10 protein-coding genes are annotated in these 12,851 nt (G+C 71.1%); 1 reads left to right on the top strand and 9 read right to left on the bottom strand.

Annotated features, from left to right (window positions below; translation table 11 throughout):
• Positions 1 to 146 precede the first annotated feature (146 nt).
• The 9 genes from MT346_RS15295 to sucC all read right to left on the bottom strand — a co-directional run bounded on the left by MT346_RS15295 (position 147) and on the right by sucC (position 12,223).
• Entirely contained in the window at positions 147 to 572 is a 426-nt protein-coding gene (locus MT346_RS15295) for a DUF805 domain-containing protein (protein ID WP_243563957.1), read from the bottom strand.
• Between the two features lie 122 nt (positions 573 to 694).
• Positions 695 to 2,620 carry an ABC transporter ATP-binding protein gene (locus MT346_RS15300; RefSeq protein WP_243563958.1) on the bottom strand — a complete coding sequence of 642 codons (1,926 nt, stop codon included), beginning with the start codon at positions 2,618 to 2,620 and terminating at the stop codon, positions 695 to 697.
• Positions 2,617 to 4,425 carry an ABC transporter ATP-binding protein gene (locus MT346_RS15305; protein WP_243563959.1) on the bottom strand — a complete coding sequence of 603 codons (1,809 nt, stop codon included), beginning with the start codon at positions 4,423 to 4,425 and terminating at the stop codon, positions 2,617 to 2,619. Before MT346_RS15305 ends, MT346_RS15300 begins: the two co-directional genes overlap by 4 nt.
• A 514-nt stretch (positions 4,426 to 4,939) precedes the next feature.
• Entirely contained in the window at positions 4,940 to 6,580 is a 1,641-nt protein-coding gene (gene purH, locus MT346_RS15310) for a bifunctional phosphoribosylaminoimidazolecarboxamide formyltransferase/IMP cyclohydrolase (protein ID WP_243563960.1), read from the bottom strand.
• On the bottom strand, positions 6,577 to 7,170 hold the full coding sequence (gene purN / locus MT346_RS15315; RefSeq protein ID WP_243563961.1) for a phosphoribosylglycinamide formyltransferase: 594 nt from the start codon (positions 7,168 to 7,170) through the stop codon (positions 6,577 to 6,579). Before purN ends, purH begins: the two co-directional genes overlap by 4 nt.
• A 64-nt stretch (positions 7,171 to 7,234) precedes the next feature.
• Positions 7,235 to 7,891 (bottom strand): hypothetical protein, encoded by a 657-nt coding sequence (locus MT346_RS15320; protein WP_243563962.1) that lies wholly within the window; start codon positions 7,889 to 7,891, stop codon positions 7,235 to 7,237.
• Between the two features lie 96 nt (positions 7,892 to 7,987).
• Positions 7,988 to 10,054 (bottom strand): DUF6350 family protein, encoded by a 2,067-nt coding sequence (locus MT346_RS15325; protein ID WP_243563963.1) that lies wholly within the window; start codon positions 10,052 to 10,054, stop codon positions 7,988 to 7,990.
• Between the two features lie 96 nt (positions 10,055 to 10,150).
• Positions 10,151 to 11,038 (bottom strand): succinate--CoA ligase subunit alpha, encoded by an 888-nt coding sequence (sucD, locus tag MT346_RS15330; RefSeq protein WP_243563964.1) that lies wholly within the window; start codon positions 11,036 to 11,038, stop codon positions 10,151 to 10,153.
• Between the two features lie 15 nt (positions 11,039 to 11,053).
• Positions 11,054 to 12,223: an ADP-forming succinate--CoA ligase subunit beta gene (gene sucC, locus MT346_RS15335; RefSeq protein WP_243563965.1), complete on the bottom strand. Its 1,170-nt coding sequence runs from the start codon at positions 12,221 to 12,223 to the stop codon at positions 11,054 to 11,056.
• 333 nt (positions 12,224 to 12,556) lie between these two features.
• Between sucC and MT346_RS15340 the strand changes: the two genes are divergently transcribed.
• Complete coding sequence (locus tag MT346_RS15340; RefSeq protein WP_243563966.1) at positions 12,557 to 12,850, top strand: hypothetical protein; 294 nt, start codon at positions 12,557 to 12,559, stop codon at positions 12,848 to 12,850.
• The last annotated feature ends 1 nt before the right edge of the window (position 12,851 follow it).

Here is a 12,851-nt window from a genome sequence, read left to right on the forward strand (position 1 = left end):
ACCTTCAAGACCGACGCCGTCAAGGGCGGCCTGCTCGTCGGCACCGCCACCATCACCGCACAGATCAAGTAACACCCAGCGCCACCAGCGCACCCACACGACACGAGAACGCCGCTCCCCGACCGGGGAGCGGCGTTCTCGTCGTGTCAGGCGTCGAAGCGGGTGCCCTTGGGGTTCGACGGCAGCAGGAACACCACGAGCAGCACGAGCGAGCCGATGCCGACGAGCACGTGCAGGAACTGCCAGAAGCCGGACAGGTTCGCGTCGTGCAGCCGACGGGCGCCGAGTGCGAGCGATCCGACCAGCGTCGCCAGGCCCCAGAGCACGAACAGGTACGAGCCCACCGGGTTCTCGAGCATCGGGCTGTCCGGGGTGAAGGCCTGCGGCACCAGTTGCAGCACGAGCCCGATCGCCAGCGACGTGATCGACCACCACCAGAACTCGGAGCGGGATGCTCGCCCGGTGAACACGGTGTACTTCCGCCAGAACCGTCGGAGGGCCTCGGTGAAGGGCGCGCCGATGAAGGGGTCACGCAGGGCCACGCCACCGGGCTGCGGGCTGTCGTCTGTCATGCGGACCAGCCAACCACGCCCGAGCCCGGCGGCGTTGCACCCCCCGACGCACATCGCGCCCCGCAGGAACGGGGCGCGATGGTCATGCGGGGGTGTGATCGGCGAGCGGCCGCGGGGTCCGGCTACACGAGCGAGTCGCGCCAGGCCGCGTGCAGCTGCGCGAAGCGCCCCGTGCCCGCGATCAGGTCGTCCGGCGTGCCGTCCTCGACGATCCGGCCGTACTCCATCACGAGCACCCGGTGGGCGATCGCGACGGTGGACAGGCGGTGCGCGATGATCACGGCCGTGCGGTCGGCGAGCAGGGTCTCGAGTCCCTCCTGCACCAGCCGCTCGGACGGGATGTCGAGCGACGCCGTCGCCTCGTCGAGGATGAGCACCTTCGGGTCGGCGATGAACGCCCGCGCGAACGACAGCAGCTGCCGCTGTCCCGCCGACACACGACCACCGCGCTTGTTCACGTCGGTGTCGTACCCGTCCGGCAGCGCCATGATGAACTCGTGCGCGCCGACGGCCTTGGCGGACGCCTCGATCTCGGCGCGGGAAGCCCCCGGCTTGCCGAGCGCGATGTTGTCCGCGACCGTGCCGGAGAACAGGTACGCCTCTTGCGTGACCATCACGATCGCGCGGCGCATGTCCTTCGTGTCGAGGTCCCGCAGGTCCACGCCGTCCAGCTCGACCGAGCCGCGCGACGGGTCGTAGAACCGCGCCATGAGCTTGGCGAGCGTGGACTTGCCCGCACCCGTCGACCCGACCAGCGCGATCGTCTGCCCCGACGGGATGTGCAGGTCGAACGCCGGCAGCACGACCTTGCCCTTGTTGTACGCGAACTCGACGCCGTCGAAGTCCATCCGACCCTTGGCGTCGGCGAGCCGGGTCGGCTTGACCGGGTCCGGCACGCTCGGCCGTTCCTCGAGCACGCCGGAGATCTTCTCCATCGCGGCCGAGGCCGACTGGTACCCGTTGTAGAACATCGCGAGTTCCTGCGCCGGGTCGAAGAAGCGCTTGGCGTACAGCGCGACGGCCAGCAGCGCGCCGACCTCGAGCGTGCCGCCGATGACCCGGAAGCCGCCGACGACGACGACCGCGGCGAGCGTGACGTTGCCGATCAGCACGAGCACCGGGTCGAACGTCCCGAACAGGTTGAACACCTTCGTGTTCGCCACCCGGTAGTCCTCGACGAAGCCGCCGTACTCGTCCCGGTTGCGTGACTCCTTACGGAAGGCCTGCACGGCGCGGATGCCCGTCATGGTCTCGACGAACTGCACGATGACGCGCGCCGAGGCCACACGGGTCGCACGGAACAGCGTCTGCGAGTTCGACTGGAACCAGCGGATCAGGAACCACAGCGGCACGAGCGCCACGGCGAGCACGAGCCCGGACGTCGGGTCGAGCGACACCAGGGCCACCGCGGTGAACGCCATGTACAGCACGCCCTGGATCAGCTGGTTCAGTCCGGAGTCGAGCAGCTCGCGGATCGAGTCGAGGTCACTCGTCTGGCGGGAGATGATCCGGCCGGACGTGTAGGTCTCGTGGAACTCGAGCGACAGCCGCTGCGTGTGCAGGAACACCCGCTTGCGCAGGTCGAACAGGATCGCCTGGCTGATCCGCGCCGCCAGCACGGTGTACCAGGCGGTCAGGACCGCGCCGAGCACCGCCACGACGATGTACGTCGCGACGACCCCGTACGCCGGCACCCAGTCGTTCCGCTCGAGCACGTCGGGCAGGGCGTTGTCGATGCCCCACGCGATGAGCGCCGGCCCGGCGACCTGGCCGCCGGTGGACACGACCACGACGATGCCGAGCAGCACCAGCCGCAGCTTCAGGGGCGCGGCGAGCGACCCGAGCAGGGCGAGGGAGCGGCGCCGCAGGCGCTTGCTCTCCGCCTTGGTGAAGTCCTGGCGCTCCTCGCCGCGCACACCGAGCGTGGTGATCGACGCGGTGACGGGTGCGGCAGACTGCGACTCGGCGGTGGCCTGCAGTTCCGGATCCGGGCCTCCTGGCCGGTCGGCCGTCCCGACGGGCCGGTTGGTGTCTCCCTGCTGGCTCATGCCATCGCCCCTTCTCGTGCCGTGGCGTCGTCCTCGTCCAGGGACGAGATGACGTAGCGGTAGTGGTCGTTCGTGGCCATCAGCTCCGAGTGGGTGCCGACGGCGGTGACGACGCCGTTCTCCATGAGTGCGACGCGGTCCGCGAGCGTCACCGTCGAGGGACGGTGCGCCACGATGAGCGACGTGGTCTCGGCGAGGACCCGGCGCAGGCCGGCCTCGACCCGCGCCTCGGTGTCGACGTCGAGCGCCGACAGCGGGTCGTCGAGCACCAGGACCGACGGCCGCGCCGCGATCGCGCGTGCCAGGGCGAGCCGCTGTCGCTGCCCACCGGACAGGGACAGCCCCTCTTCACCGACCCGGGTGTCCACGCCGTCGGGCAGGTCGTCCACGAACGACGCCTGCGCGATGTCGAGGGCTTCGCGGAGCAGCTCGTCGGCGGCGGCGCCGGTGACGTCCGGACGGCCGAGCAGCACGTTCTCGCGCACGGTCGTCGAGAACAGGGTGGCGTCCTCGAACGCGACACCCACGTGCCGCCGCAGTTCTTCGCGGGTCAGGTCACGGATGTCGACGCCGTCGATCGTCACCGAACCGCCGGTCACGTCGTACAGGCGCGGCACCAGCGAGAGCAGCGTCGTCTTGCCGCAGCCGGTCAGGCCGACGAGCGCCATGGTCTCGCCGGGCTCGAGCTGCAGCTCGACGCCGTTGATCAGGTCCGGGTACTGCGCCGCCGAGTCCTGGTAGCGGAAGTGCACCGCGTTGAACGACAGCGCACCGTGCGGCTCGGCGATGGTCTTCGGGTGTTCCGGGTCCGTGATCGTGTTCTCGGAGTCCATCACCTCGAAGAAGCGGTCGACCGCAGTGCGCGCGTCGAAGGTCATCGAGAGCAGGAAGCCGATCGACTCGATCGGGAACCGCAGCACCGTCGCCGTCGCGAAGAACGCGAACAACTGTCCGACGCTGAGCTGTCCCTGGCTGGCCAGCCAGATGCCGGCGAGCAGGCACAGCGCGAACGCGACGTCCGGCACGAGCAGCAGCCACAGCCAGATGCTCGCGATGGCCTTCGCCTTCTTGATCTCGGTGCCGCGCAGGGCCTCGGCCTGCTCGCTGAACTCCTCGAGCTTGTACCCGCCGCGACCGAACGCCTTGAGCACGCGGATGCCGTGCACCGACTGCTCGACGCTCGTGGCCAGGTCGCCGACCTGGTCCTGGCTGCGACGCGCGACGACGGAGTACCGCCGTTCGAACAGCAGCCCGTTGATCCACAGCGGGATCGACGCGATCAGGAAGATCAGGCCGAGCAGCCACCCGAAGGTGAACAGCACGGCGAACCCGACGACGATCGTGACGACGTTGACGACGAGCAGCACGACGCCGAACGCCAGCCACCGTCGGATGAGCGACAGGTCGGACACCGAGCGCGACAGCAGCTGCCCGGACTCCCACCGGTCGTGGAAGGCCACGGGCAGGTCCTGCAGCTTGGCGTACAGCGCGTTGCGCATGCTCGTCTCGATGCGGGTCGACGGGCGCATCACCATGCGACGGCGCGAGGCGATGAAGAACGCCTCGAGCACGCCGAGGGCGAGCACACCCAGGCCGGCCGGCCAGATCTGGGCGGAGTCCTTGGAGGACAGGGGCCCGTCGACGAGCCCCTGCAGGACGTAGGGGATGGCGAGCGCCACCAGGGAGGCACCCATCGCCGCGGCCATGCCGGCGATGAGGCGGCCCTGGAAGGGCTTCACGTAGGGGTAGATCCGCGCGATCGCGCGGAAGGTGGACGGGCGCGCCGTGCTGGGCGACTTGGACATGCGTTGCGTCCTCATGCGTCTGCCGGGTCCTGTCGGGTCGCGTCACGCGGCGTGCGTCGCGCGTCGACGGCCAGGAGGCCCGGTGGTGCGTTGCGTGGTCATCATCAGCCGGGCGCGTGGTCGCGCGCCACCGCCGTCACCTGCGTGACGTCGGTCGGGCCGGTAGGCACCGGGGGACAGTGGTCCCCCGGGTTCAGGCGGGTGGTTCGCGGTCGCCGTGTCACCGTGGTGGTGCGGCGCCGCGAGGCCGTGGGAGACGGCCTGGCTAGGCGGCGGCCGCGATCCGTCGGGATCGCGGGGCAGGAGTGGTCCCCACGGCGGACACCAGACCTGCGCGGGCGGCGGTCGCCACTGTTCCGGTCGAGATGTCCATCGTCACTCCAGTCGTCGTCTTCGTCACCGTTGTGTCTGCGGTGCCGCCGATCCCGAGGGATCGTCGGCTGCCTGTCGCAGAGCCTTACAGGCTATTCAGAGGAACCGCGAAGCGCAATGGCCTTGCCACGATTTGTTCAGATCAGTGGAAGAAGTGCCGCTCGCCGGTGAAGTACATCGTCACGCCGGCCGCCGTGGCCGCCGCGATCACCTCGTCGTCACGCACGCTGCCGCCGGGCTGGGCGACCGCACGGACACCGGCGTCGATGAGCACCTGCAGGCCGTCGGCGAACGGGAAGAACGCGTCCGACGCGGCGACCGATCCGGCAGCGCGGTCGCCGGCGCGGGTGACGGCCAGGTGGCACGAGTCGACCCGGTTGACCTGGCCCATGCCGACACCGACGCTCGCACCGCGGTTCGCCAGCAGGATCGCGTTCGACTTGACCGCGCGGCTGGCCTTCCACGCGAACGCCAGGTCGGCGAGGGTCGCGTCGTCGGCGGGCTCGCCGGCGACCAGGTCCCACGTGGACTGGTCGAACGCGGTGAACCGGTCGGCGTCCTGCACGAGGAACCCGCCGGACACCTGCTTGAGCTCACGCGGGGCGAGCGCGAAGTCGGCGGGCAGCGTCAGCAGGCGGATGTTCTTCTTGCGCGACAGGACCTCGAGCGCCTCGGGCTCGAAGCCCGGGGCGACGACGACCTCGGTGAAGACGTCCTTGACCGTCTCGGCCATCTGCAGCGTGACGGGACGGTTGGCGGCGATGACCCCTCCGAACGCCGACAGCGGATCGCAGGCGTGTGCGGCGGCGTGCGCCGAGGCGATCGGGTCGGCCGCGTCGGGTGCCCCGATCGCGATGCCGCAGGGGTTGGCGTGCTTGATGATCGCGACGGCCGGCTCGGTGAAGTCGTACGCGGCCCGGACGGCTGCGTCGGCGTCGACGTAGTTGTTGTACGACATCTCCTTGCCGTGCAGCTGCGTCGCCTGGGCGATGCCGGTGCCCCCGGCGGTCGTGTAGAGCGCCGCCGCCTGGTGCGCGTTCTCGCCGTAGCGCAGGGTCGCACCGAGGTCGGCGGTGACGGTCAGGCGCTGGTCGAAGGTGCCGGGCGTCTCGGGGTCGGGGTCCGTCGCGACCACATCGGCCGCGGGTGCGTCGACCACGTGCTCGGCGAAGTACGACGCCACCGCGGTGTCGTACGCGGCGGTGTGCGCGAAGGCCTGTGCCGCCAGACGCTTCCGGAGCTCGAGCGCGGTCCCGCCGGCGCGGACGGCCTCGACGACCTCGGCGTACGACGCGGGCGAGACGACGATCGCGACGTTCGGGTGGTTCTTCGCCGACGCGCGGACCATCGCCGGACCGCCGATGTCGACGTTCTCGACCACGGTCGCGGTGTCGGCACCCGAGGCCACCGTCTCGACGAACGGGTACAGGTTCACCACCACGAGCTCGAACGCCTGGATGCCCAGGTCGGCGAGCTGCTGCTCGTGCGACTCCAGCCGCAGGTCAGCCAGCAGCCCCGCGTGCACGGACGGGTGCAGGGTCTTCACGCGGCCGTCGAGCGACTCCGGGAAGCCCGTCACGCTGGAGACGTCGGTGACGGCGTACCCGGCATCGCGGATCGTCTGCGCGGTGGAGCCGGTCGACACGAGCTCGACACCGGCGTCCGCCAGCGCTCCGGCCAGGTCGAGCAGGCCGGACTTGTCGCTCACGGAGATCAGGGCGCGACGCACGGGGACGACGTCCCGCTCGCGGTACAGGCTGGGGTCGGCGGCGTGGACGCTCATGCGCTCGTGGTGCCCTTCAGGTCGATGTGTCCGTTGGCGATGTCGAGGACGGTCTGGATGAGCAGGCGGCGCTCGACCGGCTTGATGCGGTCGTGCAGCGTCGACTCGGAGTCGGACGGCAGGACGGGGACGCGTTCCTGCGCCAGGATCGGTCCGCTGTCGACGCCGTCGTCGACCTGGATCACGCTCGCACCCGTCTCGGTGACCCCGGCGGCCAGGGCGTCGCGCACTCCGTGGGCGCCGGGGAACTCGGGCAGGTACGCGGGGTGGGTGTTGATCACCGCGGGGCCGAACTCGGAGACGACGGCCGGGGGCAGCAGGCGCATGAGCCCGGACAGCACGAGCAGGTCCGGCGACCAGGGACGGATCTGCTCGGCGAGCGCCTGGCCCCACGCGGCGCGGGAGTCGTAGCGCGCGTACGGCACCGTGAAGGTGGGGATCGCGTACTCCTCGCCCAGGCCGAGCCCCTCGGCGTCGCGGTCGGCACCGATGGCGACCACACGGGCGGGGTACTCGGCATCGTGGGTCGCCTCGAGGAGGGCTCGGAGGTTCGAGCCGGTACCGGAGATCAGGACGACCAGTTCGAGCACGGCACAAGCCTAGCGGGAGCGGTGTGCGGGCCGGGCACCCGGGGATGCCCGGCCCGCCGAGCACTCAACTGAAGTCGTAGCTGTAGGTCGACGGGGTCGACGAGACACCGTTCAGCGTCTGCACGACGCTGACGGCGTTCTCGCCCGCCGCGAAGGCCGAGGTCACGGTCGCGATGCCGTCGGCACCCGCGACGCCGGACGTCGTCACACCGTTCACGGTGACCCGCACGGTGGCACCGGGCTGCGCCGTGTAGTCGATGGTCTGGTCCACGTCACCCGCCAGCACGGCGCGGTTCATCGCTTCGATCTGCTGGACGGATGACTGGTCGATCGGGGCGGGCAGTGCGGCGTCACCGAACGCCACGGTGACCGGCGTGGTGGCGGTCTCGCCGTCACGGACGACCGTGAACTGCTCGGCGGCCTTGCCGGACCCGAAGACGATCAGCCGCACGGTGCCGCTCGCGTCCGACTGGCGCGCGTCGACCTCGTGGCCGGCGGCGTCACGCACGCTGTAGAAGCCGGGCTGCGACACCTGCACGGTGAGGACGACCCGCCCGGCGACGACGCGCTGCGCAACGCTCGTCACCGAGGACCCGGACGCCTGCGGCGCGCTGCTGGCGGTCGGCGTCGCGAGTGGCGCGGCGTTCGCCATCACGGGAGCGAGCGAGAGCGCGACGCCGAGTGCGGCGGCGGCGCCGATGGTGGTGATGTGACGGTTCATGGGGTTCCTGTTCGATCGGGGGCCGGATCAGCCCCGTCGACCTTGCAGGATCACCACTGAGGTCATTCTGTATGCGATATATTTTAAGCAGGACGCTCAGTGCCGGTCGTCCTTCGGGCGACGCCACCACGGCAGCTCGTCGTCCGGCACCTGGTCGGTGGTGTCCCAGCGCTTCGGGGCGGTCGTCGCGGCAGCCGGTCCGTCGGTGTCGTCCCTGCCGGCGACGAACTCCTCGGTGCTCCACGGGAAGGCGGGCTGCTCGTCGCGGGCACCCGCGACCTCGGGAGGCTCGGGGCGCTGCAGGTCGGGACGGTCGTCCGGCGACCGGTCCGAGCGCTCGGCATCGGCGCCGGTCACACGGTCCCGCAGGCTGCCCGCCCTGACCCGCAGGTCGTCAGCGCGGCCGCGGAGTCCACCCGCACGCGTGCGCAGGTCGTCCGCTCGGCCCTTCACGCCGTCGGCGGCACCGCGCAGGCGGTCACGGATGCCGCTGGAGCGGCTGCCGGACTCGCCGACCGGCTGCGGCGTCGACTCGGGACGGGGAGCCGACACGGCCGGCGCCGCGCCCGTGCGGGCCCAGTCCGGCAGCGGCACGTCGTGGTCCGGGTCGGTCGCGTGGTCCGGGTCGGTCGCGTGGTCCGGGTTGCCGTGCGGCGTGCGGTCCGCCCCGCGGTCCGTTCTCGGACGGGAGGCCGGGGTCACGTCGGGCGCACGCCGCACGTCGTCCGCGATGGTGTCGGTCGCGGTCGTGTCCGACTCGCTGCGGTCGGCGCGGGTGACCGGCTGGTGGGCCTCGGTCACGACGAAGCGGTGGACGTCGGTGGTTCGCCCCGCTCCCGCACGGTCGAGTGCATCGAGCAGCGAGCCGGCCTGCTGCACCTCGGCAGCGTCCTGGGCGGCGTCGTCCGTCTCGTGCCAGCGCTCACGGTTCCACGGACGCTCGGGCAGGCGCACGAGGTCCTGCCCGATCGCCAGGGCGACGATCGCGGGCACACCGACCTCGAGTGCGGCGAACACCCCGACGAGCAGGGCGTGGGGTCCGACGTCGGCCAGACGACCGGGACCGAACGAACCGGACGACAGCCACGCGATGCCACCCGTGACGAGGCCGGCGACGATCCCCGTCGCCAGGCCACCCGATGCCCGCAGCAGTGCGCTGTCGGCGGCACCGAGGGCACGCACGAGCCGTGGCCGCAGGAGCCCGCCGGCGGCGAAGCCGGCCAGCACGGGCACCAGGACCCAGAGCAGCCCGAAGGTGTGGCCCGATGCCGGCAGCGCACCGAACACGGGCAGCGCGGGGATCGGGCCGAGGGTCGTGCCGATCGGCGAGACGCTCGAGCCGGTGCCGATCGCGAACCCCGGCCCGACGAGCCACGACGTCGCCCACCCGACGAAGTCCGGCAGGAACGCGAGCTGGCCGATCGTCAGCGCGATGCCACCGACGACCTCGGCGTGCGAGCGCTCGTACAGCGTGATCACCTCGGCGAAGGAGCCGAACAGCAGGAACCCGACGACGATGCCCGCGACGGCGACGACCATCGCGGTCGCCGCGGTGCCGGCACGCAACCCGAAGCCGATCACGGCCCGCCACACGGCGGGGATGCGGTGCACCTGGTCGAGCACCCGGCCGGTGACCGGGTCGGCGGGTACGGAGCGCCGGCGGCGGCAGACCTCGGCGGCGACCAGGGCGGGGATGCCGAACCAGAGCGCGGGGAACACGACCGCCTGCCACAGCGTGGGGTGGGATGCGGCGGACGTTGCGGACAGCCCGAGGCCGAGTCCGAGCAGCGCGGTCAGCCCGGTGCCGACCAGGATGCCCGTCACGCGGTGGTCCGTCTCGGCGAAGCGGCGGCCGGCCCGTGCGCCCAACCAGGCGGTGACGGCGGCGAACCCGAGGGCGGCGAGCGTGATCGTGATCGGTGCACCGGCGCCGCTCACGCCGGAGGCCTTGGCAGCGGCAGCACCGAGCTCGAACGTCACGTCGACGCCGTGGCCGATGAGCCAGACGCTGCCCGCGGCCTTCCAGAAGACGTCCCAGTCGACCTGCAGGCCGTACTCGAAGCCCCACAGCAGCGTGAGCGGGACGAGGGCGATGCCCAGGCCGACACCGACGGTCACGACCGCTTCGACGGCGGCGAGCAGTGCGGTTCCCAGGCGGTTCATCGCAGCGAGGATACGTGCCCGGCCGTGTGAACGACGGGAGGCTCGGCGCGCAACCCGCACCGAGCCTCCTGGCAGTCCCGTGAAGGACGGATGCCGCTACGCGGCGGCGATCACCTCACGCAGCAGCGCTGCCGTCTCGGACGGCGTCTTGCCGACCTTGACGCCGGCTGCCTCGAGCGCCTGCTTCTTCGCCTCGGCGGTGCCGGCGGACCCGGAGACGATCGCGCCCGCGTGGCCCATCGTCTTGCCCTCGGGAGCCGTGAAGCCCGCGACGTAGCCGACGACCGGCTTGGTGACGTGCGCCTTGATGTACTCGGCCGCACGCTCTTCGGCGTCGCCACCGATCTCGCCGATCATGACGATCGCCTCGGTCTCGGGGTCGGCCTCGAACGCGGCGAGCGCGTCGATGTGCGTCGTGCCGATGACCGGGTCGCCGCCGATGCCGATGGCGGTCGAGAAGCCCAGGTCGCGCAGCTCGTACATCATCTGGTAGGTCAGCGTGCCCGACTTCGACACCAGACCGATCGGGCCCTTGCCGGTGATCGTGGCCGGGGTGATGCCGACGAGGGACTCACCGGGCGTGATGATGCCGGGGCAGTTCGGGCCGATGATGCGGGTCGTGCCGCCCAGGGCCTTGGCGTGCGCCCAGAACTCGGCGGCGTCCTGCACGGGGATGCCCTCGGTGATGACGACGACGAGCGGGATCGCGGCGTCGATGGCCTCCATCACCGCGTCCTTCGCGAACGCCGGCGGGACGAAGACGATCGAGACGTCGGCACCGGTGGTGTCGATGGCCTCGCGCACGGAGCCGAAGACGGGCAGCGACACGTCGCCGTGGGTGACGGTCGTGCCGGCCTTGCGGGCGTTGACGCCACCGACGACCTGCGTGCCCGCCTTGAGCATGAGCGCGGTGTGCTTGGTGCCCTCGCCGCCGGTGATGCCCTGGACGATGACCTTGGAGTCCTTGTTGAGGAAGATCGACATTGTTCTGAGCGCTCCTTACGCCGCTGCTGCGGCGAGCTCGGCGGCCTGCTCGGCCGCATCGTCCATGGTCGCGGCGATCGTCACGAGCGGGTGTGCCGCTTCGCGCAGGATCCGGCGACCTTCTTCCACGTTGTTGCCGTCAAGACGGACGACGAGCGGCTTGGTCGCCGCGTCGCCGAGGATGCCGAGGGCCGCGACGATGCCGTTCGCGACCGCGTCGCAGGCGGTGATGCCGCCGAAGACGTTGACGAACACGCTCTTGACCTGCGGGTCGCCGAGGATGACGTCGAGGCCGTTGGCCATGACCTCGGCCGAGGCGCCGCCGCCGATGTCCAGGAAGTTGGCGGGCTTGACGCCGCCGTGGCGCTCACCGGCGTAGGCGACGACGTCGAGCGTCGACATGACGAGCCCCGCGCCGTTGCCGATGACGCCGACCTGGCCGTCGAGCTTGACGTAGTTGAGTCCGTGCGCCTTGGCCTTCGCCTCGAGCGGGTCCTCGCTGGCGGTGTCCTCGAGGTCCCTGTGGTTCTCGTGGCGGAAGTCGGCGTTCTCGTCGAGCGAGACCTTGCCGTCCAGGGCCAGGATCTGGCCGTCGCCCGTACGGACGAGGGGGTTGACCTCGACCAGGGTCGCGTCCTCGCCCTTGTAGACGTCGTAGAGCTTGACGAAGACGTTACCGACTTGGTCGACCAGCTCGGCCGGGAAGCCCGCAGCGATGGCGAGCTCCGTGCCCTTGGCCTGGTCGATGCCGGTCAGCGGGTCGACCTCGACCCGGGCGAGCGCCTCGGGCTTCTCGACCGCGAGCTGCTCGATCTCCATGCCGCCCTCGACGCTGACGAGCGACAGGTACGAGCGGTTGGCCCGGTCGAGCAGCACCGAGAAGTAGAACTCCTCGGCGATGTCGGCGCCCTGGGCGATCATCACGCGCTGGACGGTGTGGCCCTTGATGTCGAGGCCGAGGATCGCCTGCGCGTGCTCGAAGGCCTCGTCCGGGGTCTTCGCGACCTTGACGCCGCCCGCCTTGCCGCGGCCGCCGACCTTCACCTGCGCCTTGACGACGACCACGCCGCCGATCTGCTCGGCTGCGGCCCTCGCCTGCTCGGGGGTGTCGGCGATGATGCCCTGCAGCACAGGGACGCCGTAGGACTCGAAGAGGTCCCTGGCCTGGTACTCGAAAAGATCCACGCTGTTCTTCTTCCCGCACGGTGGGTGCGATCGGCATCGGTTTCGCGAGGTCGCAGCACTCACCATCGAGGGTCGCTCGATGTCGAGACAACGGCCGCGGACCACACTAGCGTCGCCAGGTGGACGGCGGATGGACCGGGGCGGGGCATCGGGTCGGACCGGGGATGCGCGGTCGCCCGACTCGACGTCGGCGACCGCGCTCCACTCCCCCGAGCACGGCGAGTGTGCACGGTCGGCGTGACACGGAGGTTGCGCGCGGGTGAACGACCGGCGACCTGGGCGGACCCTCACCCCGCGCGGGTATGCAGGAGCCCCCGAACGAAGGAGCACGCCATGAGCGACCCCGGCATCAGCCCCGTCGACGACTTCGACTCCGAGCAGCGTCGCGACGACGACATCGACCGTGAACACGTCGGCCCGTACGAGGTCGACGAGACCGAGGCGTCGATGGAGACCGTCACGAACGACGCCGTCGCCGGCGAGACCGTGGAACCGCAACCGGGCGACGGCACCGACGACGGCCCCACCGGCGGCGCTCCCCGCGAGGGCAGCGCCGACCTGTGGGAGCACGACGACGACACCGAGCGCCCCGACCTGGGCAACGACCTGGGGAACCGGCCGCTCTGAA

The sequence above is a fragment of the Curtobacterium sp. VKM Ac-2922 genome, assembly GCF_022815645.1.
Classification (GTDB): domain Bacteria; phylum Actinomycetota; class Actinomycetes; order Actinomycetales; family Microbacteriaceae; genus Curtobacterium.

Excerpts from the sequence above, each read along its gene's own strand:
- MT346_RS15295 (WP_243563957.1), bottom strand. The coding sequence starts at position 572 with ATGACAGACGACAGCCCGCAGCCCGGTGGCGTGGCCCTGCGTGACCCC.
- MT346_RS15300 (WP_243563958.1), bottom strand. The coding sequence starts at position 2,620 with ATGAGCCAGCAGGGAGACACCAACCGGCCCGTCGGGACGGCCGACCGG.
- MT346_RS15305 (WP_243563959.1), bottom strand. The coding sequence starts at position 4,425 with ATGTCCAAGTCGCCCAGCACGGCGCGCCCGTCCACCTTCCGCGCGATC.
- purH (WP_243563960.1), bottom strand. The coding sequence starts at position 6,580 with ATGAGCGTCCACGCCGCCGACCCCAGCCTGTACCGCGAGCGGGACGTC.
- MT346_RS15320 (WP_243563962.1), bottom strand. The coding sequence starts at position 7,891 with ATGAACCGTCACATCACCACCATCGGCGCCGCCGCCGCACTCGGCGTC.
- MT346_RS15325 (WP_243563963.1), bottom strand. The coding sequence starts at position 10,054 with ATGAACCGCCTGGGAACCGCACTGCTCGCCGCCGTCGAAGCGGTCGTG.
- sucD (WP_243563964.1), bottom strand. The coding sequence starts at position 11,038 with ATGTCGATCTTCCTCAACAAGGACTCCAAGGTCATCGTCCAGGGCATC.
- MT346_RS15340 (WP_243563966.1), top strand. The coding sequence starts at position 12,557 with ATGAGCGACCCCGGCATCAGCCCCGTCGACGACTTCGACTCCGAGCAG.